This is a genomic window from Rhodococcus sp. P4_F5, from assembly GCF_056401315.1.
In genome coordinates this window covers 33,708-55,238 of sequence record NZ_JBFUJP010000030.1, presented here as the reverse complement: position 1 = coordinate 55,238, position 21,531 = coordinate 33,708, and the positions used below count along the sequence as shown (strand labels likewise).

23 protein-coding genes are annotated in these 21,531 nt (G+C 69.6%); 10 read left to right on the top strand and 13 right to left on the bottom strand.

The genetic code is table 11. The annotated features are described in order from the left end of the window. A partial coding sequence (locus AC1DU4_RS14050) for a biotin/lipoyl-containing protein (RefSeq protein ID WP_477840763.1) occupies nucleotides 1-305 on the bottom strand: 305 nt, incomplete at its 3' end. Between the two features lie 279 nt (nucleotides 306-584). On the opposite strand from AC1DU4_RS14050, the gene AC1DU4_RS14045 reads away from it, so the two are divergent. Continuing rightward, nucleotides 585-923, top strand: coding sequence for an oxidoreductase (locus AC1DU4_RS14045; RefSeq protein WP_072847378.1), 339 nt, complete (start codon nucleotides 585-587; stop codon nucleotides 921-923). Nucleotides 924-985: 62 nt separating this feature from the next. Here the strand turns inward: AC1DU4_RS14045 and AC1DU4_RS14040 are convergent, their stop codons facing one another. Next, a complete protein-coding gene (locus tag AC1DU4_RS14040; RefSeq protein WP_477840761.1) occupies nucleotides 986-2,506 on the bottom strand; it encodes a leucyl aminopeptidase in 1,521 nt (506 codons plus the stop codon). Between the two features lie 109 nt (nucleotides 2,507-2,615). Here AC1DU4_RS14040 and gcvT point away from each other — a divergent pair, with 109 nt between their 5' ends. Then, nucleotides 2,616-3,716, top strand: coding sequence for a glycine cleavage system aminomethyltransferase GcvT (gcvT, locus tag AC1DU4_RS14035; RefSeq protein ID WP_477840759.1), 1,101 nt, complete (start codon nucleotides 2,616-2,618; stop codon nucleotides 3,714-3,716). Nucleotides 3,717-3,780: 64 nt separating this feature from the next. Continuing rightward, the gene (locus AC1DU4_RS14030) at nucleotides 3,781-4,884 is read left to right on the top strand and encodes a branched-chain amino acid aminotransferase (protein ID WP_477840757.1); all 1,104 of its coding nucleotides are present in this window, start codon (nucleotides 3,781-3,783) and stop codon (nucleotides 4,882-4,884) included. Nucleotides 4,885-4,995: 111 nt separating this feature from the next. Here AC1DU4_RS14030 and AC1DU4_RS14025 read toward each other — a convergent pair whose 3' ends face one another. From AC1DU4_RS14025 to AC1DU4_RS14010, 4 genes are all read right to left on the bottom strand, one after another. After that, the gene (locus AC1DU4_RS14025) at nucleotides 4,996-5,766 is read right to left on the bottom strand and encodes an adenosylcobinamide-GDP ribazoletransferase (protein WP_477840755.1); all 771 of its coding nucleotides are present in this window, start codon (nucleotides 5,764-5,766) and stop codon (nucleotides 4,996-4,998) included. A 2-nt stretch (nucleotides 5,767-5,768) separates the two neighbouring features. Continuing rightward, complete coding sequence (gene cobT, locus AC1DU4_RS14020) at nucleotides 5,769-6,935, bottom strand: nicotinate-nucleotide--dimethylbenzimidazole phosphoribosyltransferase (protein ID WP_477840753.1); 1,167 nt, start codon at nucleotides 6,933-6,935, stop codon at nucleotides 5,769-5,771. Between the two features lie 73 nt (nucleotides 6,936-7,008). Next, the gene (locus tag AC1DU4_RS14015; protein ID WP_477840751.1) at nucleotides 7,009-7,593 is read right to left on the bottom strand and encodes a bifunctional adenosylcobinamide kinase/adenosylcobinamide-phosphate guanylyltransferase; all 585 of its coding nucleotides are present in this window, start codon (nucleotides 7,591-7,593) and stop codon (nucleotides 7,009-7,011) included. Nucleotides 7,594-7,647: 54 nt separating this feature from the next. Beyond that, nucleotides 7,648-8,304 (bottom strand): DUF3043 domain-containing protein, encoded by a 657-nt coding sequence (locus tag AC1DU4_RS14010; RefSeq protein ID WP_072847384.1) that lies wholly within the window; start codon nucleotides 8,302-8,304, stop codon nucleotides 7,648-7,650. A 197-nt stretch (nucleotides 8,305-8,501) separates the two neighbouring features. Between AC1DU4_RS14010 and AC1DU4_RS14005 the strand changes: the two genes are divergently transcribed. Together AC1DU4_RS14005 and AC1DU4_RS14000 are read left to right on the top strand one after the other, a co-directional pair. Further along, on the top strand, nucleotides 8,502-8,852 hold the full coding sequence (locus AC1DU4_RS14005) for an iron-sulfur cluster assembly accessory protein (RefSeq protein WP_072847385.1): 351 nt from the start codon (nucleotides 8,502-8,504) through the stop codon (nucleotides 8,850-8,852). 219 nt (nucleotides 8,853-9,071) lie between these two features. Further along, nucleotides 9,072-10,037: a carbohydrate kinase family protein gene (locus tag AC1DU4_RS14000; protein WP_477840748.1), complete on the top strand. Its 966-nt coding sequence runs from the start codon at nucleotides 9,072-9,074 to the stop codon at nucleotides 10,035-10,037. Between the two features lie 69 nt (nucleotides 10,038-10,106). On the opposite strand, the gene asnB is transcribed toward AC1DU4_RS14000, so the two are convergent. Beyond that, a complete protein-coding gene (gene asnB / locus AC1DU4_RS13995; RefSeq protein WP_477840746.1) occupies nucleotides 10,107-12,032 on the bottom strand; it encodes an asparagine synthase (glutamine-hydrolyzing) in 1,926 nt (641 codons plus the stop codon). A gap of 204 nt (nucleotides 12,033-12,236) precedes the next feature. Here asnB and ctaC point away from each other — a divergent pair, with 204 nt between their 5' ends. Both ctaC and AC1DU4_RS13985 read left to right on the top strand, forming a co-directional pair. Beyond that, nucleotides 12,237-13,307 carry an aa3-type cytochrome oxidase subunit II gene (ctaC, locus tag AC1DU4_RS13990; protein ID WP_477840744.1) on the top strand — a complete coding sequence of 357 codons (1,071 nt, stop codon included), beginning with the start codon at nucleotides 12,237-12,239 and terminating at the stop codon, nucleotides 13,305-13,307. A gap of 46 nt (nucleotides 13,308-13,353) precedes the next feature. Further along, nucleotides 13,354-13,770, top strand: a complete 417-nt coding sequence (locus AC1DU4_RS13985) for a cytochrome c oxidase subunit 4 (protein WP_072847389.1) — start codon at nucleotides 13,354-13,356, stop codon at nucleotides 13,768-13,770. A gap of 129 nt (nucleotides 13,771-13,899) precedes the next feature. Here the strand turns inward: AC1DU4_RS13985 and AC1DU4_RS13980 are convergent, their stop codons facing one another. Further along, complete coding sequence (locus AC1DU4_RS13980) at nucleotides 13,900-14,646, bottom strand: MerR family transcriptional regulator (protein ID WP_477840742.1); 747 nt, start codon at nucleotides 14,644-14,646, stop codon at nucleotides 13,900-13,902. Nucleotides 14,647-14,700: 54 nt separating this feature from the next. On the opposite strand from AC1DU4_RS13980, the gene AC1DU4_RS13975 reads away from it, so the two are divergent. After that, complete coding sequence (locus tag AC1DU4_RS13975; protein WP_477840740.1) at nucleotides 14,701-14,967, top strand: hypothetical protein; 267 nt, start codon at nucleotides 14,701-14,703, stop codon at nucleotides 14,965-14,967. 157 nt (nucleotides 14,968-15,124) lie between these two features. On the opposite strand, the gene qcrB is transcribed toward AC1DU4_RS13975, so the two are convergent. The 4 genes from qcrB to ctaE all read right to left on the bottom strand — a co-directional run bounded on the left by qcrB (nucleotide 15,125) and on the right by ctaE (nucleotide 19,442). Next, nucleotides 15,125-16,786, bottom strand: a complete 1,662-nt coding sequence (gene qcrB / locus AC1DU4_RS13970) for a cytochrome bc1 complex cytochrome b subunit (RefSeq protein ID WP_477840739.1) — start codon at nucleotides 16,784-16,786, stop codon at nucleotides 15,125-15,127. Then, nucleotides 16,783-17,919: a cytochrome bc1 complex Rieske iron-sulfur subunit gene (gene qcrA, locus AC1DU4_RS13965; RefSeq protein ID WP_477840737.1), complete on the bottom strand. Its 1,137-nt coding sequence runs from the start codon at nucleotides 17,917-17,919 to the stop codon at nucleotides 16,783-16,785. Before qcrA ends, qcrB begins: the two co-directional genes overlap by 4 nt. After that, the gene (gene qcrC, locus AC1DU4_RS13960; protein ID WP_477840735.1) at nucleotides 17,916-18,767 is read right to left on the bottom strand and encodes a cytochrome bc1 complex diheme cytochrome c subunit; all 852 of its coding nucleotides are present in this window, start codon (nucleotides 18,765-18,767) and stop codon (nucleotides 17,916-17,918) included. Before qcrC ends, qcrA begins: the two co-directional genes overlap by 4 nt. 63 nt (nucleotides 18,768-18,830) lie before the next feature. Next, nucleotides 18,831-19,442 carry an aa3-type cytochrome oxidase subunit III gene (gene ctaE / locus AC1DU4_RS13955; protein ID WP_072847392.1) on the bottom strand — a complete coding sequence of 204 codons (612 nt, stop codon included), beginning with the start codon at nucleotides 19,440-19,442 and terminating at the stop codon, nucleotides 18,831-18,833. Nucleotides 19,443-19,568: 126 nt separating this feature from the next. On the opposite strand from ctaE, the gene AC1DU4_RS13950 reads away from it, so the two are divergent. Together AC1DU4_RS13950 and trpD are read left to right on the top strand one after the other, a co-directional pair. Then, entirely contained in the window at nucleotides 19,569-20,030 is a 462-nt protein-coding gene (locus AC1DU4_RS13950) for a hypothetical protein (RefSeq protein ID WP_477840732.1), read from the top strand. A 42-nt stretch (nucleotides 20,031-20,072) separates the two neighbouring features. Then, nucleotides 20,073-21,107 (top strand): anthranilate phosphoribosyltransferase, encoded by a 1,035-nt coding sequence (gene trpD, locus AC1DU4_RS13945; protein WP_072847394.1) that lies wholly within the window; start codon nucleotides 20,073-20,075, stop codon nucleotides 21,105-21,107. A gap of 91 nt (nucleotides 21,108-21,198) precedes the next feature. Here the strand turns inward: trpD and AC1DU4_RS13940 are convergent, their stop codons facing one another. After that, complete coding sequence (locus AC1DU4_RS13940) at nucleotides 21,199-21,474, bottom strand: Lrp/AsnC family transcriptional regulator (protein ID WP_072847395.1); 276 nt, start codon at nucleotides 21,472-21,474, stop codon at nucleotides 21,199-21,201. Nucleotides 21,475-21,531 lie beyond the last annotated feature (57 nt).

The following is a 21,531-nucleotide window of genomic DNA, read 5'->3' as shown; positions in this document are numbered from 1 at the left end:
GCGGCCGGGGCGGGCGCAGGAGCCGGGGCAGCGGGTGCCGGGGCAGGCGGCGCGGCGGGGGCCGGCGCGCCGGAGCCGATGACGGCGAGCTGACCGCCGACGGCGACGGTGTCGTCCTCCTGGGCGCTGATCTCGAGCAGGACGCCCGCGACCGGCGACGGGATCTCGGTGTCGACCTTGTCGGTGGAGACCTCGASCARSGGCTCGTCGACCTCCACCGTGTCGCCCTCCTGCTTGAGCCACCTCGTGACAGTTCCTTCGGTGACGCTCTCACCAAGGGCTGGCATCTGGACGGAGAAGGCCATGCTTTTGACTCCTCGACAGTTGTGTTCGGGTTGTTGAGTTTGTCGACTTGTGGTCGAAATCCATTGTGCAGTAGTGCCGACGTCACGGAACCAGTTGCGGTCGGGAAATACCCCGACGAACTCGACCCGGGACGGCGTCTGCCCATCCTTCCATTGATCGGTTCGGGCCGTCCGATGAGGGGCGTGCCACAGCTTCCTCATTTCGCGCACAGGAACTGCTGGCAAACTTGWGACTGGACCACGCAATCGGCATCGACGTCGGGTGAGGAGGGGGAAATCGTGGGTTTGCTCAGCAAGTTCTCGAGGCGGCGACGCGGCGTCTCCGCGCGCGCCGACGCCGATTCCGACGCGCAGTACCTGGCGAACTGGGCGCACACGCACGTGGGCGTCGAGGCCTACGTCGAGCCGCAGACGACGGTCACGCCGGTCACCGTCGTGCTGGTGGCCACCGACGGGGAATGGACCCGCCGCCGCGTCGGTGGCGAACGCGGCGCCCGCCGGCTCGGCGAGGATCTCGGCATCCCCGTCTACGACGTGCGCAAGACCGGGTACCCGCAGCGGATGCGAGACCACGACGCCCGGCAGAAGATCCTGCGCAAACGCGCCCAGCAGGCCTGACGGCCCGTGCGCCTTTCCGGTAGGCACCGCTACCGGAAAGGCGCACGGGCGACGCCAGTCGCCTACCCGTTGTCGGCGATGTCCTCGAGCACGGCGATCATCGTCCGCACCGGCACACCGGTGCCGCCCTTGCCGGTGTACCCGAACGGGCCGCCCGAGTTGTAGGCCGGACCCGCGACGTCGATGTGTGCCCACTGGACGTCGTCCGCGACGAACTCCCGGAGGAAGATCGCGGCCGCGCACATCCCGCCCCACCGGTGGTTGGTGACGTTGGCGAGGTCGGCGACCTTCGAGTTCAGGTCGGCGCGCAACTCGGCGGGCATCGGCATCGCCCACGCGTTCTCGCCGATCTCCTGCGAGATGCGGGCGACCCGGTCGCGGAACTCGTCGGTGCCCATCACGCCGGGGGTGCGGTTGCCCAGCGCCACCATCTGGGCGCCGGTCAGGGTCGCCGTGTCGATCAGGTAGTCGGGCTTGTCCTCGCAGGCCCGCACGATCGCGTCGGCCAGGATCAGCCGGCCCTCGGCGTCGGTGTTGATGACCTCGACGGTGGTGCCGCCGTACTGGGTCAGCACGTCGCCGGGCCGCTGCGCGGTGCTCGACGGCATGTTCTCCGCCATCGGCACCGTCGCGGTCACGTTGACCTTCAGCCCGAGCTTCGCGGCCAGCACGACGGTCGCGATCACGGCGGCAGCGCCGCCCATGTCGGAGGTCATGGCCTCCATGCCGGCGGCGGGCTTGATGGAGATTCCGCCGGTGTCGAAGGTCACGCCCTTGCCGACGAGCGCGACGGACGGGGCCGACTTGCGGGCCGCGCCGGTGTAGGTCATCCGGACCAGCCGGGGCAGCCGCGAGGAGCCCTTGCCGACGCCCATGATTCCGCCGTAGCCGGCCTTGTCGAGCGCCTTCTCGTCGAGCACCTGGACCTTGAGGCCGGCCTCGGTGCCCAGGGTCTTCGCGCGGGCCGCGAACTCGGCCGGGAACAGGTGGCTGGGCGGGGTGTTCACGAACTCGCGGGCGGTGGCGACGGCCTCGCCGATCGCGAGCGCCCGCGCCAGCACGTCCTTGACGGCCTTGGTCCGGGGCGACTCGACGAGGAACTCGACGCGGGCGACCGGCTGTCCGTCGGCGCCGGGCACGGACTTCGACTTGTACGAGGTGAACGCGTAGGCGCCCAGGTAGAAGCCCTCGGCGGCGGCACCGAGGTCGAGCGCGGACAGGGTGGTCGCCGCGGTCCCCGTCCCGGTCAGCGCGCGGGCGGCCGCACCGGCGGACCGGCGGACCTGCTCGGCGTCGACGTCGTCGGCCTTGCCGAGGCCGACCGCGAGGATGCTGGTGACGCCGGCGCCCTCGGGCGCCGGGACCCGGGTGACCTCCTCGGGGCGGCCGGTCGCGCCGACCGCCGTCAGGTGCGCGAGCACCGCCTCCACGGTCGCGTCGTCGAGCGCCTCGCCGACCGACGGCTCGGGGCCGTCGGGGCCTGCGGTGAGCCCGATGACCAGGACCTCCGCGCGGGCAGAGATCTTGCCGGCCAGCGCGAGGGCGGGGCCGAGCGGGGTTACGGGGGACAGGGCGGCACTCACGGGTGCACTCCTTCGTCAGGGGGTGGACAACTGCCCGACACCTTAGTTCGGTGGGCGGGGCGTTCGCCGTGGCCGTGACACCCGACGCGGTCCGCTAGCGTTAACGCCCATGACAGACGCCGACCTCCTGCAGGGACCCCTCCACGCTGTGCACACCGAACTCGGTGCGACCTTCGCGCCGTTCGGCGGCTGGCATATGCCGGTCTCCTACGCCGGCACGGTTGCCGAGCACACCGCGGTTCGCGAGGCGGTCGGCGTGTTCGACGTCAGCCACCTCGGCAAGGCCCTGGTCTCGGGCCCCGGTGCCGCCGACTTCGTGAACGCCAAGCTGACCAACGACCTCGGCAAGATCGGGCCGGGTCAGGCGCAGTACACGCTGTGCGCCACCGAGGCGGGCGGCGTCGTCGACGACCTCATCGCCTACTACGTCAGCGACGACGAGGTGTTCCTCGTCCCCAACGCCGCGAACACCGCGGCCGTGGTGGCGGCGCTGGCCGCGGAGGCCCCGGCCGGGGTGACGGTCACCGACCAGCACCGCGACTACGGCGTCCTGGCCGTGCAGGGGCCGCGGTCCGCGGAAATCCTTGCCGCGCTAGGCCTTCCGTCCGGCATGGACTACATGGCCTTCGAGGACGCGGTCTTCGAGGGCGCGCCGGTACGGGTGTGCCGCACCGGGTACACGGGCGAGCACGGCTACGAGGTGCTGCCCACCTGGGACGGCAGCGAGGCGGTGTTCCGGGCGTTGGTGGCCGCGGTCCGCGAGGCAGGCGGCGAGGTGGCCGGGCTCGGCGCCCGTGACACCCTGCGCACCGAGGCCGGCTACCCGCTGCACGGGCACGAGCTGTCCACCGAGATCTCGCCGCTGCAGGCGCGGTGCGGCTGGGCCATCGGCTGGAAGAAGCCGCAGTTCTGGGGCCGGGACGCGCTGGTCGCGGAGAAGGATGCCGGCCCGGCCCGCAAGATGTGGGGGATCCGGGCGCTCGACCGTGGCGTGCTGCGGCAGGGTCAGACCGTGCTCCGCGACGGGGCGCCGATCGGCGAGACCACCTCGGGCACCTTCTCGCCGACGCTCAAGGTCGGGATTGCGTTGGGCCTGCTGAACTCCGACGCCGAACTGGCGGCGGGGGATGTGGTGGAGGTGGACGTCCGCGGTCGCGCGCTGCGCTGCGAGATCGTCAGCCCGCCGTTCGTCCCGCTGCACACCCGCTGAGCCGAGGCCTGTGTTCGCCGTACGCCGCGAAAATGGCGTACGGCGCATTCGCTAGGATCGGCGCATGACTGGTGTCCTCGAATTCACGCACGTCGTCCACCCCTCGCCCGTCTCCGCGGACGAGCGCGCCCGGGTGTTGGCGAACCCCGGATTCGGGAAGTACTTCACCGATCACATGGTCACCATCGACTACACCGAGGGCCTGGGCTGGCACGACGCCACCGTCCAGCCCTACGCGCCGATGCAGCTCGACCCCGCGGCCATGGTCCTGCACTACGGTCAGGCCATCTTCGAGGGCCTCAAGGCGTACCGGCAGCAGGACGACACCGTCGCCTCCTTCCGGGTCGCCGCGAACGCCGAGCGTCTGCGCGCCTCGGCGCGGCGGATGGCCATGCCGGAGCTGCCCGACGACCTGTTCCTCAACTCGATCACCGAGCTGCTCGCGGTGGACAAGGACTGGGTCCCGGTGGCGGGCGGCGAGGCGGCGCTGTACCTGCGGCCGTTCATGATCGCGACCGAGGTGGGACTCGGGGTGCGGCCGGCCAACCGGTACCGCTACCTGCTGATCGCCTCGCCGGCAGGTGCCTACTTCCCGCAGGGCGTCAAGCCGGTCAGCGTGTGGCTGTCCACCGAGTATGTGCGGGCGGCCCCGGGCGGTACCGGAGCGGCGAAGTTCGCGGGCAACTACGCGGCCTCGCTGGTCGCCCAGGCGCAGGCCGCCGACGAGGGTTGCGACCAGGTGGTGTGGCTCGACGCGATCGAACGCCGCTACGTCGAGGAGATGGGCGGGATGAACCTGTTCTTCGTCTTCGGATCCGGGCCCGACGCGCGGCTGGTCACCCCGGAACTGTCCGGCTCCCTGCTGCCGGGCATCACCCGCAACTCGCTGCTGACGCTGGCCGCCGACGCCGGATTCGCGGTGGAGGAGCGCCGGATCAGCACCGACGAGTGGCGCGAGAAGGCGGCCTCCGGCGAGATCACCGAGGTGTTCGCGTGCGGCACCGCAGCCGTGATCACCCCGGTCGGTCGGGTCAAGTCCGCCGAGGGCGAGTTCACCGTCGGCGGTGGCGAGCCGGGCGCGGTCACCATGGCGCTGCGCGACACCCTCACCGGCATCCAGCGCGGTACCTTCGCAGACACCCACGGCTGGATGAGCACGCTCGCCTGATCGGTCAGACACCCGCGGCCCGCAACCGAATGGTTGTGGGCCGTCGGCGTTTCAGTGCCGGCGTCGGGTGGGCCCGGGTGGCGGCGCGAGTGGTCGACCGCCCGTCGTCCGTCAGCCGCCGAGCAGGAACCCCACCGCGGTCACGGCCACCGTCACCTCGATCGAGGCCCCCAGCACGTCGCCGGTGAGGCCGCCGAACCTGCGGGCGCAGTGCCGGGTCAGCAGGACCGTCAGCCCGAGCGCGGCCGCGACGACCACCGGGCCCTGCCACCAGCGCACCGGCACCGCGGCGGACGCGGCCGCCAGCAGTGCGAGCGACCAGCCCGCGCACACCCACCTCGACTGGGTGCCGGCCACGAGCGCGCCGAACCCGGTGGGCGCGGCGGCGGACAGTGCCTTCCGGCAGGCCAGCACGGCGGCCACCCGGCCCGCCGCGACCGCGGCGACGAGCGCGAGCCACTGCCCGGCATGGGCGAGCGCGCCGAACGAGAGTGCCTGTGCGGCAAGGACGACCACCAGCGCGGCCGCCCCGAACGGTCCGACGCCGCCGCTGCGCATCACCTCGAGCGCCCGGGCCGGGTCGCCGTAGCAGCCGAGGCCGTCGACGGTGTCGGCCAGGCCGTCCACGTGCATCCCGCGGGTGGCCAGGGCCAGCGCGGCGACGGCGAGCAGTCCGGCCAGCGCGGGCTCGAGGTCGGCCGCCAGCAGCAGCCAGACCAGGCCCGCGGCGACGGCGCCGAGGAGCGCCCCGACCACCGGGGTCGCGGCGATCGCCCGGCCGCCCGCGACGCGGTCCGGAGCCGGCCGCCGCGGGTCGTGCAGGCCGGGCAGCACGGTCAGCCAGGACAGCGCCAGGCGGAGGCCGTCGAGTGCGGCGGTCACGGTCAGCGCGGGGCGGTGTCGGGGGCGGTGGTCCCGTCCTCGGGGTCGGTGGCCTCGTCCTCTGGACCGGCGGCGTCGGGTTCGGGTTCGCCGGAGCTGACGCCGGCGTCCGCGAAGGTGGCCATGTTCGTCAGCGTCGCGATCGCGGACTGCAGCAGCGGCAACGCGACCAGCGCCCCGGACCCCTCGCCGAGGCGCATGTCGAGCTCGACGAGCGGCTCCAGCCGTAGGTGGGTCAGGGCCAGCGTGTGCGCGGGCTCGGTGGACCGGTGCCCGGCGACCCACCAGTCCCGGGCGCCCGGCGCGAGTTCCTCCGCGACCATCGCGGCCGCGGTGACCACCACGCCGTCCAGGATCACCGGCGTGCGGCGCAGCGCCGCCTGCGCGAGGAAGCCTGCCATCGCGGCCAGGTCGGCGCCCGACGCGACCCGCAGCAGCGCCGCCGGGTCCTTGACCACCGGCCGCGCCCGACGCATCGCGTCACGCACCGCGGCCGTCTTGCGGGCCCAGCCCGCGTCGTCGATGCCGGTGCCGCGGCCGACGGCCACCACGGGCTCGGTGTCGGTGAGCGAGGCGATCAGCACGGTCGCGGGGGTGGTGTTGCCGATGCCCATCTCGCCGGCGATCAGCAGGTCCGCCCCCGAGTCCACCTCCTCGTCGGCGATGGCGCGGCCCGCGGCGATCGCGCGCAGCGTCTCGTCCTCGGTGAGCGCGTCCTCGCGGTCGATGGAACCGCTCGAGCGCCGCACCTTGTGGGTGGCGACCGTCGGGTCCGTGTAGGAGTCGACCGCGATGTCGACCACCCGCACCCCGGCGCCGGTGATCGCGGCCAGCGCGTTCACCGCGGCGCCGCCGGCCTGGAAGTTCGCGACCATCTGCGCGGTCACCTCGGCCGGGTACGCGGACACCCCGTGTCGGGCGACGCCGTGGTCGCCCGCGAAGACCACCACCCGCGGCCGTTCGAACAGGTGCGGCGGGCACTGGTCCTGGCAGGCCGCGACCCAGCCGGCGAGCGACTCGAGCCGGCCGAGCGAACCGGTCGGCTTGGTCAGCTGGAGCTGGCGGGCGTCGGCGTCGGCGCGCGCGGCCGCGGACGGCGGGGTGACGGCGTCGAAGGCGGCCGCGGTGGGGCTGCCGGGCTCGACGGGGCTGGGCGATTCGGTTGTCACGGTTGACCTTTCACGTCAGCGCTGGTGATCGGAAAGAGGGTCGTCGCTGGGCGCGCCGGGTGCGCGGGAGGTGTCACTTGAGGGTCATCGCCAGGCCCGCCACCACGAGCAGGACCTCGTCGCAGGCCTGCGCGAGACGGGCGTTCAACGCGCCGATCTCGTCGCGGAACAGTCGGCCGGAGCGGGTCTCCGGGATGACGCCGAGGCCCACCTCGGGGCTCACCAGCACCAGCCGGCCGGGATAACGGGACACCGCGTCGACGAGGTCGTCCACCCGCGGGCCCACCGTTCCCCGCGGCAGGTCCCAGGCCGCGGCCGCGTCGAGTTCGGCGGTCAGCCAGGTGCCGAGGTCGTCGACGAGGGTCGCGGGGGCGTCCGCGCGCAGCACCTCGGCCAGGCCGGGTCCCGACGCCGTCTCGACGGTGGACCACGACTGCGGGCGCCGGACCCGGTGCTCGTCGACGCGGCTGGTCCAGTCCGCGTCGGCGGGGTCGAGGCGGGAGGTGGCCACGTACCGGACGCGGTCGCCGGGCGCGCCGGCGAGCAGCGCCTCGGCGTGCCCGGACTTGCCCGAGCGCGCGCCGCCGAGGACCAGGGTGCGCTTGGGTACGGCGGGGGAGGACACGCGGTAGACCGTACCAACGGTGTTCTCCCGCATATCGACTGGTCGAAGCCGGACCGGCGGGGCGCCCGTGGTGGGCGCCCCGGGGGGTCAGACGGCGTCGCCGGGGGAGACCCGCGGCTGCGGCGCCCGCATCTTCCGGATCTGCGAGGCCCGCACGAACGCATACCAGCCGAGCTTGAAGCCGCCGTCCGTGGTCTCGGGGAACCGCTCGCGGACGCGGTTGTTGATGCGGCGGCCCATGATGTACCCCTCGACGGCCATGAACAGCATCATCACCAGCATGCCGAGGGTGACGAGGGACTGGACCGCGGGGTTGAGGAACATCGCCATGATCAGCAGCAGCGCCAGCGGCATGAACAGGCCGACCAGGTGCCGGCGGGAGTCGACCAGGTCACGGGCGAAGGCGCGCACCGGGCCCTTGTCGCGGGGGAGCAGGTACTTGTCCTCGCCCGCGAGCATCCGGGCGCGGCGGTCGGCCGCGGTGGCACGACGCTCCACGGACGCAGCCTTGCGCTCCTCCTTGGAACCCTGGGTCTGCTTGCGCCGGGCCCGGGCCTCCTTCGCGGTCAGCGGCGCCGGTGCGACGGGCCCGCGACGCTTGCCCTCGGCCTCGCGGCGGGTCGGCGTGGGCCGGCCCTTGCCCTCGGTCGGGGTGGACGGCGCCGGCGCGGCGGCACTCGACTCGGCGACCTCACGGTCTCCGTTGTCGGAATTGTCGGGGTTACCTCGGCGCAGCAGTTTCACACCACCAGGCTACTTCGTGGACCGGTGCGGGCACGACACGCTCCCGTTCCGGGCGCCGCACCCCCCGGCGGCGGGTCCGGATCGGCGGCCGCACGCGCTCACGGAGACCACAGCCGGGGACGTGGGGAAGGAATAATCGGAGGGCGGGGTACCGTTGAAGCGTTCACGGGTTTGGCACGAGCGAACAGGGAGAGCCCATGACTGTGCAGAACGAGACGACCGCGCACAAGGTCGTCATGACCGATGCCGCGGCCGCCAAGGCGAAGGCGTTGCTCGACCAGGAGGGTCGCGACGACCTGGCGCTGCGTATCGCCGTCCAGCCGGGTGGCTGTGCGGGGCTGCGTTACCAGCTCTTCTTCGACGACCGGAACCTCGACGGTGACCTGATCGTCGACTTCGGCGGCGTCAGCCTGGCCGTGGACCGGATGAGCGCGCCGTACGTCGAGGGCGCCTCCATCGACTTCGTCGACAGCATCGAGAAGCAGGGCTTCACGATCGACAACCCGAACGCCACCGGCTCCTGCGCCTGTGGAGACTCGTTCAACTGATCGATCCCGCGGCGTACGCCGTGTGAGCCGTGCGGCAGTGGCGCGGAACCCGGACCGGGTTCCGCGCCATTTGCCGTGTCCGGGGGTCGACGCCTCGACTCCCGTGCCGCCCGGTCGGCACGGCCCGCGTCGCGGTGCCGGTACCGTGGCCGTTTTGCGGCACAACCGAATAGTGGGGCGGCGCGGACGCCGTCCCGACCAACTGAAAGGTCCCCGAGCGTGACAATTGCGGTCACCGGTTCCATCGCCACCGATCACCTGATGCGGTTCCCCGGCCGGTTCGCCGAGCAGCTGCTCGCCGACCAGCTCCAGAACATCTCGCTGAGCTTCCTCGTCGACGACCTGGTGGTCCGGCGCGGCGGTGTCGGCGGCAACATCGCCTACGCCATGGGCGTGCTCGGCGGGTCGCCGCTGCTGGTCGGGGCCGTCGGCGCCGACTTCGCGGAGTACCGGACCTGGCTCGAGGGACACGGCGTCGACTGCGAGTCGGTCCGGATCTCCGAGACCGCGCACACCGCCCGGTTCGTGTGCACCACCGACGAGGACATGGCGCAGATCGCGTCGTTCTACCCGGGTGCGATGAGCGAGGCCCGCGAGATCTCGCTGGCCGACCTGCCCGCCGGTGTGGACCTGGTGCTCGTGGGCGCCAACGATCCGGCCGCGATGATCCGGCACACCGAGCAGTGCCGCGAGCTGGGGCTGCCGTTCGCGGCCGACCCGTCCCAGCAGCTCGCGCGGCTCTCCGGGGCCGAGGCCCGCGAGCTGATCGGCGGCGCGAAGTACCTGTTCACGAACAAGTACGAGTGGGCGCTGCTGCTGCAGAAGAGCGAGCTCACCGAGACCGAGATCGCGCAGCAGGTGGGCCTGCGGGTGACCACGCTCGGCGCGGAGGGCGTCGAGATCGTCGACCGCGAGGGCAACTTCGTGCGCGTCGGGGTCGTGCCGGAGAAGGCGAAGGTGGACCCCACCGGCGTCGGTGACGCGTTCCGGGCCGGGTTCCTCACCGGACAGGCCGCGGGGCTGGGCCTCGAGCGGTCCGCGCAGCTCGGCTCGCTGGTGGCGGTGCTGGTGCTCGAGACCGTCGGCACCCAGGAGTGGAGCCTGGACCGCGACGACGCCGTCAAGCGGCTGGCCGACGCGTACGGGACCGACGCGGCCGACGAGATCGGTGCCCTGCTGAAGTAGGCGGCTCCGCCGCCTGTGCGCCTTCTTGGTAGTCCGCGCTACCAGAAAGGCGCACAGGCGCGGCAGTGCCTACAGGTTGACCGGGTAGACCGGCTCCTGGATCTGCGGCACGATGCGCTTCTCCACGAAGATGCCGTGCCACACCATGAAGCACAGCACCGTCCAGAGCCGACGGCTGTGGTCGGAGACGCCCTCGCGGTGCGCGTTCAGCATCGCGGCCACCGCGGCCTTGTCGAAGATGTGGTCGGTCTGCGAGTCCGCGATCTGCTGGTGCGCCCAGTCGAACAGCTCCGTGCCGGCGAGCCAGTGCCGCAGCGGTACCGGGAAGCCCAGCTTCGCGCGGTGCAGCACGTGCGCCGGGACGATCCCCTMCAACGCCTGACGCAGCGCGTACTTCGTCGTGGTCTTGGTGATCTTCTGATCCAGCGGCACCCGCGAGGCCACGTCGAAGACCTCGGTGTCGAGGAACGGCACCCGCAGCTCGAGTGAGTTCGCCATCGTCATCTTGTCGGCCTTGACCAGGATGTCGCCGCGCATCCAGGTGAACAGGTCCAGGTGCTGCATGCGCGCCACCGGGTCCCAGTCCCGCGACTGCGCGTAGATCGGCGCCGTCACGTCCTGGTGGGTCCACTCCGGCCGGAAGTCACGCAGCACGCTCCGCAGCTGGGCGTCGCTGAAGCTGCGCGCGTTGCCGTAGTAGCGATCCTCGAGCGTCATCGAGCCGCGGTGCAGCAGGCTCTTGCCGCGGGTGCCCTCCGGGATCCGGTCGGAGAGCTTGCCGGCGGCCCGTCGCAGCGGGGCCGGCAGGTACTCGAACGGCTTGAGCGAGATCGGCTCGCGGTAGATGGTGTAGCCGCCGAACAGCTCGTCCGCGCCCTCGCCCGAGAGCACCACCTTGACGTGCTTGCGGGCCTCCTTCGCCACGAACCACAACGGCACCAGCGCCGGGTCGGCGACCGGGTCGTCGAGGTACCAGATGATCTCCGGGATCGCAGCCGCGAACTCGGCCGGGCTGACGACCTTGACCACGTGCCTGGCGCCGATCGCGGCGGCCGACTCGGCGGCGACGTCGACCTCGGAGTAGCCCTCGCGCTCGAAGCCGGTGGTGAAGGTGATCAGGTCCGGGTTGTGCCGGATGGCCAGGGCCGCGATCGCGGTGGAGTCGATGCCGCCCGACAGGAACGACCCGACGGTCACGTCCGCGCGCATGTGCTTGGCGACGGAGTCCTCGAGCGCCTCGGCGATCTCCTGGTAGCGGGCCTGCTCGGAACCCGGGACGAACGGCTTCGCCGGGAACTTCGGGGTGAAGTAGCGGGTGATCCGCGGCGCCTCGCCGGCCCGCACCCAGGCGTAGGAACCGGACTCGAGCCGGCGGATGTCGGCGTGCAGCGTCTCCGGCTCGGGCACGTACTGCAGCACCGTGTAGTGCTCGATGGCGCGGGGGTCGAGGTCCGTGCCGATGCCGATCAGCTCGGTCAGCTCCAGCAGGCTCTTCTTCTCGCTGCCGAAGGCGGTGCCACCGGCGCCCGTCGCCAGGAACAGCGGCTTGATGCCGAACGGGTCCCGGGCCAGGAACAGGTCCTTGGTCTCGGTGTCCCAGATCGCGAAGGCGAACATGCCCCGCAGCCGGCGGACCGCGTCGGCGCCCCAGTGGTGGAACGCGGCGACGATTGCCTCGCTGTCGCCCTCCGTCCGGAAGGTGGCGCCGTGGTCCTTCGCGAGTTCGGCGCGAATCTCCAGGTAGTTGTAGATCTCGCCGTTGAAGGTCAGGGCGTAGCGGTCCGGGTTCTCCGGCGGGCCCCAGCGCAGCGGCTGGTGCGAGTGCTCGATGTCGATGATCGAGAGCCGGTTGAAACCGAAGACGAGGTCGGCGTCGTGCCAAGTGCCGTGCTCGTCCGGTCCGCGGTGACGCAGACAGTGCATCGCCGCGTCGACGCGGGCGACCGCGTCGTCGGTGGTGCCGGTGGAGGTCAATAGCCCGAGCAGTCCGCACACAGCGTCCGGTACCTCAATTCACGCATAGGGGATGGACCCGCAGTTGACGGGGCCAATTCACGAATGTTCAAAAGTATGCCGCAGACTCGGCGAATCGCTGGTTCAGACCCGAGGGTGGATGGGCGGCAGCTTTGGTCTACGCTGCGTAGTATTCGGGCTGCCCACTGGGCGGGCCTATCTCAATTTTGCAGCGATCAGGAAGGCGTGAACGTGGCGCAGAGTCGGATCCTTCGGCGGGCGGGGCTAGCAGCATCATTAGGCCTAGCCGCCATGCTGCTGTCGGGTTGTTCGATCGACAATCCGGTACTCCGGTTCGGATGGCCGTCGGGCATTACCCCGCAGGCTGAGCGGATGCGTGAGCTGTGGACCTGGTCGGTCGTCGCCGCCCTGTTCATGGGCGTGATTGTGTGGGGCCTCACCTTCTGGGTGGTCATCTTCCACCGGAAGAAGAAGGACTCGCCCGAGTTCCCGCGGCAGACGGCATACAACGTGCCGCTGGAGCTCTTCTACACCGCGGTGCCGTTCGTCATCATCGCCGTGCTGTTCTACTTCACCGTGGTCGTGCAGAACTACGTCACGGAGAAGAAGGACAACCCGAACGTCGTGGTCGACGTGACGGCGTACCAGTGGAACTGGAAGTTCGGCTACCGCACCATCGACATGGGTGACGGCACCGCGAAGTACGAGGGCACCAACCTCGAGGCGCAGGCCGCTGCCGAGGTGCCGGCCGAGGAGCAGGAAGTCCACGGCAACCTGGTTCCCGGTCCGATCAACGGCAAGAGCAAGAACGACCTGTCGTTCCTGCACTACGACAAGATCGAGACCGTCGGCACCAGCGACGAGATCCCGGTCCTGGTGCTGCCGACCGGCAAGCGCGTCGAGTTCGTCCTCAACGCCGCCGACGTCATCCACGCCTTCTGGGTCCCGGAGTTCCTGTTCAAGCGGGACGTCATGCCGAACCCGAAGGAAAACCACTCGGACAACGTCTTCCAGATCAGTGAGATCCAGAAGGAAGGCGCGTTCGTCGGCCGCTGCGCCGAGATGTGCGGCACGTACCACGCGATGATGAACTTCGAGATCCGCGCCGTGAGCCCGGAGAAGTTCAACGAGTACATCGAGCTGCGCAAGCCGGCTGACGAGGGTGGACGCGGGCTGAGCACCGCCGAGGCACTCAAGGAGATCGGCGAGTCGCCGGTCGCCACCTCGACGCATCCGTTCAACACCGAGCGCACGTACCGCCAGGCCAGCGACGTGCTCGAGGGCGAGTACCAGTAGTCGTGCCGACGGCACCCACCCATCAACCGCTGAAGGACGAGCTGACATGAATATCGAAGCCAAGCTCTTTGAGATTTTGACGGTGTTTTTCATCCTCGTCGGAATCGTGTACGGCGTGTTCACCGCCGCATCGAGGACAGGCATCGAGTGGGCCGGTCTGACCGCAATTGCGCTGTCTGCCGGGCTGACCCTGATCGTCGGGACCTACTTCCGATTCGTGGCGCGTCGTCTCGACACCCGCCCCGAGGACTACGACGAGGCCGAGATCGCTGACGGCGCGGGCGACCTGGGCTTCTTCAGCCCGGGTAGCTGGTGGCCGGCCGCGCTCGCCCTGGCCGCCGCGTTCATCGCGGTCGCCCTGGCCTTCTTCCAGCCCTGGATGATCGCCTTCGGCGTGCTCCTGGTGCTGACCGCGGTCTGCGGCCTGGTCTTCGAGTACCACGTCGGTCCCGAGAAGCACTAGCAACACCCACACGTACGCCACTGGGCGCCGAACTCCGCACCGGAGTCCGGCGCCCAGTTCGTGTTGGTGTCGCCGCGCCCAACGCCACGTGATCCGCCAACTCGGCAGCCGTCTGCGAACACAGCGGGCCTACGTCGAGCCGTGAGGGTTCCCAGCCGCTCCCGCGATCAGTGCTGCGAGCCGCTGCCATGCCGGCGACACTTCGTTCAACGTGGATTGAATGAGGTCGGGGACGTTCGAGCGTGTTGCGTGGCCGGGCGGCGGCGCCTGCGCGTAGCGCTCCCGCGCAACTTCGGCGATCCTCTCGGCGAGATCCTCAATGCGGGGATCGTCGGGGCGCAGGTCGTGGGCGGCGTCGTAGGCAAGGTAGAGCTCGCGCAGGCGTGGGTCGTCCACTGCGTCGGTCTGGTCTCGGAAGAGCTCCAGCGCCTCGTCGGGGAGGGTCGCAAACACAAGGATCCAGAGATCGGTTTCGATGGCGACCCATCGAGCGGTGAAGCCGCAGTTCGGCAACCGATCGAGGTGGGCGACAACCTCGCCGGGCAGATTCAGGGGATCCTGGGCGGCGAGGGCACGGAGCCGTCGTTGGGTGTCGCGCAGGTCCCGGATCTGTTGGCTGAGGGATTGGTCCACCTGGTGCAGGGCCGCAGCGAAGTCAGCACCGCTGGTGGTGAACAGCTCGCGAACATCGGCGAGCGGCACACCGGCCTGGGACAAGGTCCGTGCTCTGATGGCAGTGGCAACGTCTCGTGCGTTGTAGCGGCGGTAGCCGGAACTGTCGCGTTCGGGCTCTGGCAGGACGCCCTTGTCGTGGTAGACGCGGATGGTCTTGGTGGTTACTCCGGCGTAACGGGCGAGCTGGCCGATCGTGATCACCCGCGCATCCTGTCACTTGACCTTGCCCTAGGGGCAGGGTTGCATCCTTCTCTCATGACGACACTGATTGATCGAGACACCCTCCGGACGCTGGCCGATGAGGGCAACGAGGATGCCCTGGACCGGCTCGCCGACTTGGCAGATGCACGCAAGGACCTCACCGAACTCGAGCAACTTCACGACGAGGGCAGTGAGCATGCCGGCGACCTGTTGGCTCAGCGAGCCTCTCAGGCCGGCGACGCGCGCTGTCTCCAGCGCCTGGCCGACGCAGGCTCCGATCTCGCCGAGAGTCTTCTCGGCGAGCTCCTACGTGCCGATTGAGTCCGAACGGGAGAGTGTGGGGGAGGGGAACGGCCACCGGGGAACCTCGGTACGCGCGTAGGCAGCAGCCGGGCCGGCACGCAGCACCCCGGAAACGACGAAGGCCCCGAACTCGAWTCGAGTTCGGGGCCTTCACCGTTGACGTGTCAGACGGGAATCAGTGCTTGCCGTCGGTCTTGTCGTGGCCGTGGACGTTGTCCTGGTAGGCCTTGAGGATCGCGAGCTGCTCGTGCTCGTTCTGGTGCTCCGCGGCCTTGAGGGCCTCGGACTCCTCGACCGGGTCGGCGGTGAGCAGGCTGCCGGAGCCCGGCTTGCCGGCCGAACCCAGCTTGTTCATCTTCTTCGGGATCGCCGCGCCCTGGTACTCGAGCGGGATCGGGTGGCCGTGGTCGTCGACCGGGCCGAGCGGCTGGTGGATCTCGACGTACTCACCGTGCGGCAGGCGCTTGATCACGCCGGTCTCGATGCCGTGCTCGAGCACCTGGCGGTCGCTGCGCTGCAGACCCAGGCAGAACCGGTACGTGAAGAAGTACGCCAGCGGCGGCAGCACGACGATGCCGATGCGGCCAATCCACGTCGTCGCGTTCACGGAGATGTCGAACTTGTACGCGATGATGTCGTTGACACACATGACGGTCAGGATGAAGTAGAACGTCAGTGCCATGACGCCGAGGCCGGTACGCACCGGAACGTCGCGCGGACGCTGCAGCAGGTTGTGGTGCGCGTCGTCCTTGGTGAACTTCTTCTCGATCCACGGGTAGGCGATCAGCACCGTGAAGACCAGACCCATGATGAGCGCGACCGCGAACACCGCCGGGATGGTGTAGGTGCCGAACAGGTAGATCTCCCACGCGGGCCACAGGCGAGCCATGCCGTCCGTCCACATCATGTAGATGTCGGGCTGGACGCCGGCGGAGACCTGCGACGGGTTGTACGGGCCGAGGTTCCAGACCGGGTTGATCTGCAGCAGGCCGCCCATCAGCGCGAGGATGCCGAAGGTGATGGCGAAGAACGCACCGGACTTGACCGCGAACACGGGGAGGATGCGGACGCCCACGACGTTCTGCTCGGTGCGGCCGGTGCCGGGGAACTGCGTGTGCTTCTGGTACCAGACCAGCGCCAGGTGCGCACCGATCAGGGCCAGGATGATGCCCGGCAGCAGCAGCACGTGTGCCACGTACAGACGCGGGATGATCAGCTGACCGGGGAAGTCGCCGTCGAAGATCAGCCACTGCAGCCAGGTGCCGACGACCGGGACACTCAGCGTGATGCCGGACAGGGCGGCACGCAGGCCGGTGCCGGACAGCAGGTCGTCGGGCAGCGAGTAGCCGAAGAAGCCCTCGAACATCGCCAGGATCAGCAGCAGGCAGCCGATGACCCAGTTCGCCTCACGCGGGCGACGGAACGCGCCGGTGAAGAAGATGCGCAGCAGGTGCACGATGATCGACGCGGCGAACATCAGGGCGGCCCAGTGGTGGATCTGACGGACGAACAGGCCGCCGCGTACCTCGAACGAGAGGTCCAGGGTAGTGGCGTACGCCCGCGACATCTCGACGCCGCGGAGCGGCTGGTAGGCGCCGTTGTAGACGACCTCGGCCATGGACGGGTCGAAGAACAGCGTCAGGTACACGCCCGAGACGAGCAGGATCACGAAGCTGTACAGCGCGATCTCGCCGAGCAGGAAGGACCAGTGGGTCGGGAAGACCTTGTTGATCTGCCTGCGCATGCCGGCGGCAAGGTGGTAGCGAGAATCGAGGTTCTCGCCCGCCTTGGCGGCGTGAGCTGCGACCTTGGACTGGCCGCCAGTGGTGGTTGTCATGAGGGACGCTCCCAAAATCCGGGGCCGAGAGCTTCGACGAAGTCGCCGTTGGCGACCAAGAAGCCCTCTTCGTTGACTGTAATCGGCAACTGGGGGAGTGCACGAGCGGCCGGTCCGAAGATCGGCTTTCCGTACTGGAGAGCGTCGAACTGCGACTGGTGGCACGGGCAGAGGATCCGGTTGGTCTGCTGCTCGTACAGCGAGGTCGGGCAGCCCAGGTGGGTGCAGAGCTTCGAGTAGGCGAAGTAGTCGCCGTAGTTGAAGCTCTCCTGGCCGCGACGCTTGACCGCGCGAGTGGCGTCCTCGGTGCGCAGACGGATCAGCATGACCGGGTTGTCGGCGCGCTTGAGGGCGTGGCCGAGGGCCTTCTCGTTGCCGCGCTCCGACTCACGGAACGGGAACACGGTCTCCATCGAGCCCGCGTCGAGGTCCTCCGGGCGAACCAGGACGATGTCGTCGCGACGGCCGGTGTAGCGACGGAGGTAGATGGTCTCGCCGGGGAAGGCCGGGGTCCAGCCCGAGGTCCACAGGTCGGACTTGTCGCCCTTGGCCCACGGGTTCTTGATCAGGCCGCCGAGCGGCATGATCGCCATGATGCCGAGCGCGCCGGCGCCGAACCCGAGGCTCCGGGTGATCAGCTTGCGCCGACCCAGCGTCGAAGTCTCCAGCGAGTCGCCGAGCTGCGCGACGATGGTCTTCTGGTCGACCGCCGAGGAACCGCCGTCGTGGCGGTCCTGGATCGCGACCTCTTCGGGGATGAACTTCTTGGTGAACTTCACCGCGCCGACACCGACCGCGAGGATTGCGGTGCCCATGGTCAGGCCCAGCAGCGGGGTGTAGAGGTTGTACGCGTTGTAGCCGTCCTCGCCGATGCCCTTGTACTCCCAGGGCCAGAAGAGGTAGATCGCGATGAATGCAATGGCTGCCACGCCGGCGATGCCGAACCAGAGGGCGACGTCGCGCTCGGCGCGCTTCTCCGCCTTGGTTCCCTCGACGGGCCAGCGCTCGCGCCGGAACGCGAGGTCGACACCGTCGAGGTTGGTACCGAGTTCGACGAGTTCGTCGCGACTCATCGCGTCGAGCTCGGCCTCGGTGGGCTTACGTGGCGTATCGCCGTGACCGGCGTCGCTCATGACCTTGCTCCGATCCACAGCGCTGCGCCGACGACGGCAGCGATTCCGATGACCCACATGGCCAGGCCCTCGGGACCGGTGCCGAAGCCGCCGAGGCCGTAGCCGCCGGGGTTCTTGGTCTCGTTCGAGGACTTGACGTACGCGATGATGTCGTGCTTCTCGTCCGGGCTCAGCTGGCGGTCGGAGAACTTGGGCATGTTCTGCGGACCGGTGACCATTGCCTGGTAGATCTGCTGCTCGCTGGCCGGCTCGAGCGGCGGTGCGAACTTGCCGGAGGACAGCGCGCCGCCCTTGCCGGTGAAGTTGTGGCACGACGCGCAGTTCAGCCGGAACAGCTCGCTGCCGCGTGCGACGTCGTCGCCGCGCAGCGACGTCGAGGCGACCTCGCCGTTGGCGTCGCGGACGACGGTCGGGCCGCCGCCGTTCGCCTGGACGAACGCGCCGATGGCGTCGGTCTGGTTCGCGTCGAACTTCGCGGGCTTGCGCAGGGCCTGCGCCTCGTTGCGTGCGGCCGGCATGCGACCCGACGAGACCTGGAAGTAGACGGCGGCCTCGCCGACACCGATGAGGCTCGGGCCACGGTCCTCGACACCCTGCAGGTTCGCGCCGTGGCACGTGATGCAGGACGTGTCGTAGAGCTGCTTGCCCTCGCGGATGAGCGCTGCCGAGTCGTCAGACGCGGTCGCTACCTGCGGGGTAGGGGTCAGGGCTGCGGCGAGGAAGCCGGCGCCGACGAGGCCCATCATCAGGACCATGGCGCCGGTGACGCGCCTACGGAACTTGCGCTGACGACGGGCTTTGGAGGCAGTCGCGCTGTCGGCGGCTGCTGAAGGGGGGGATGAACTCATCTGTATCCCTTTGGTCTCGCGGGAACGGACTGAACGGACTGGGCTGAGTACTGCGTTCAGCTTCTAACGGATGAAATAGATGGTGGCGAACAGGCCGATCCACACGATGTCGACGAAGTGCCAGTAGTACGAGACAACAATGGCCGCAGTCGCCTGCTGGGGGGTGAACTTACTGAGCTTGGTACGTACGAGCAGGATCACGAAGGCAACCAGGCCGCCGATCACGTGCAGTCCGTGGAAGCCGGTCGTCATGTAGAAGACCGAGCCGTAGGAGCTGCTCGAGAACGTCGTGCCGGTGTGCACCAGGTGGTAGTACTCGTATGCCTGGCCGATCACGAACAGGGTGCCCATCACCAGAGTGAGGGTGTACCACCTGCGGAGGCCGAATACGTCACCTCGCTCAGCGGCGAAAACGCCCATCTGGCAGGTGAAAGAGGAGGCCACCAGCACCGCGGTCACGGGGACCGCGAGCATGAGATTCAACTCGGTGGGCTCCGGCGGCCAATTGCCGTTCGCCTGCGCGCGCGCGACAAAATACATCGCGAACAAACCAGCGAAGAACATGAGCTCGCTGGACAGCCAGACAATGGTGCCGACGCTGACCATGTTCGGCCGGTTCAGCGAGTGCACGCGCTGGGTGATTGCGGATCCTTGGGTCCCTACTGCGCTCGTCACAGACAGAAGTATGACGCCTTGTCGTAAGAGACGGGTACCCGGGTCCAAGATGGGCGCGTCGGAGCCCTGACCAAGTATGCACGCCGCGACGATTGTGCAGGTAGATGGCTGTGCGAGGCTGAGGTCATGGAACTACAGCGGTGGTTGAGGGGTCTGTTCGGACGTCGACGGGTGGTCCCGCTCGACCCGGATCGGACTGATCTGGTTGTCGTCGTGGAGAGCTTCGACGACGCCGAGGCGTGCAGCCGGGTTCTGGAGCGGGCGGCGGTGTCGGAGCCCCGCTGGGTCGAGTCCTCGGAGGCGGTCCTGCGGCACCATCTGCGGGTGCCGAGGGGCGAACTGGCCCGGGTCGCCGAGATCGCGGCCCAGGACGGTTACACGCCGGCTCAGGAACCAGCTCCGGGTGCGGCGTCGGACGAGGGCCCGGAACTGGTCGGGCTGGTCCTCGCGCGGGTCCAGCTGCTCGACGCACTGCACTGTTCCCAGGAGCAGTCGCGGATGGCGGGTCTGGCGCAGCGTGCGGGCGGCCATGTCCTCGGGTGGGATGCGTTGCAGCCGCCGCATAATCCGGTTGCCGGTACTGACTAAGCTGCGGAGCATTGTCGGTCGGCCAGGGAAGAGGCGGTTGCGATGGGGAGTTGGCCAGAGGTGCTCGGTGCGCTGACGGACGGGCACGATCTGGATCCCGGCACCGCGTCGTGGGCGATGGACGAGATCATGTCGGACAACGCGACCTCGGCACAGATTGCCGCGTTCGGCGTCGCATTGAAGATGAAGGGCCCGAAGCCCGCGGAGGTGACGGGGATCGCGGACGCGATGCTCGCGCACGCGCGGACGCTCGACCTCGACGGTGACGCGGTCGACGTGGTCGGGACCGGCGGCGACCGCCAGCAGACTGTGAACATCTCGACCATGGCGTCCGTGGTCGTCGCGGCGGCCGGGGTACGGGTGGTCAAGCACGGTAACCGCGCCGCGTCGTCCAAGAGCGGTGGCGCGGACGTGCTCGAGGCACTCGGGGTGAAGATCACCCTCAGCCCGGACGCCGTCGCGGAATGTGTCCGCCAGGTGGGGATCGGTTTCTGCTTCGCCCCGACGTTCCACCCCGCGTTCCGGTTCACCGCGGGCCCGCGCAAGGAAATCGGCATCCCGACGGTGTTCAACGTGCTGGGGCCGCTGACCAACCCGGCGCGGCCGCGGGCCGGGTTGATCGGTTGTGCGTTCGCGGACCTGCAGCCCGTGGTCGCGGGGGTGCTCGCCGGCCGGGGTGCCTCGGCGCTCGTGGTGCGCGGCGACGACGGACTCGACGAGATCACCACCTCGACCACCAGCACCGCCTACGTCGTCACCGGCGGCACGGTTCGCCAGGAGCGGATCGACCCGACGGCGCTCGGGATCGCGAGGGTGCCGCTGGATGCGTTGCGCGGCGGTGACGCGGAGGCCAACGCGGCAATCGCGCGGGCGGTGCTCGGCGGCGAGCGGGGCGCCGTGCACGACGCGGTGGTCCTCAATGCGGCCGGGGCGATCGCGGCCTACGACGGGCTCGACGGCGACCTCGACGATGCCCTGCTGGCCGGGATGGCGCGCGCGACCGCGGCGATCGACAGCGGTGCGGCCGCGGGTCTGCTCGACCGCTGGGTCGCCGTCAGCACCGCGCTGGCGGGCTGAGGCTGCTCCCGGGAGGCGCGGCGCCGCGCCTCCCGGGATGCCCGTGTCGATCCGGATGTCACTGATCCGGATGCGGTCGATCCGGTGGGCGCTACTCCCCGATGGAGAAGGCGGCCTCGACATCGGCGCTGGCATAGGACCGGAACGCGATGTGGGTGGTGGTCTGCACGACACCCTCGACCTTGTTGATCGCGCCGGTGACGACCTCGGCGATCTGCGCGTGGTCGCGAACCTTCACGATGGCGATCAGGTCGACGTCGCCCGCGCACGAGTAGACCTCGGAGACGCCGGCGATGTCGGCCACGGCCTGGGCGGTCTCGGGGATCCGGTTCGCCTCGGCATGAATGAGGACGATGGCGTTGATCATCTCGCTCCTTATACAACTGTGGGAAATAAAACTGTGGGAAGAGCCCTCGCGGGTCGC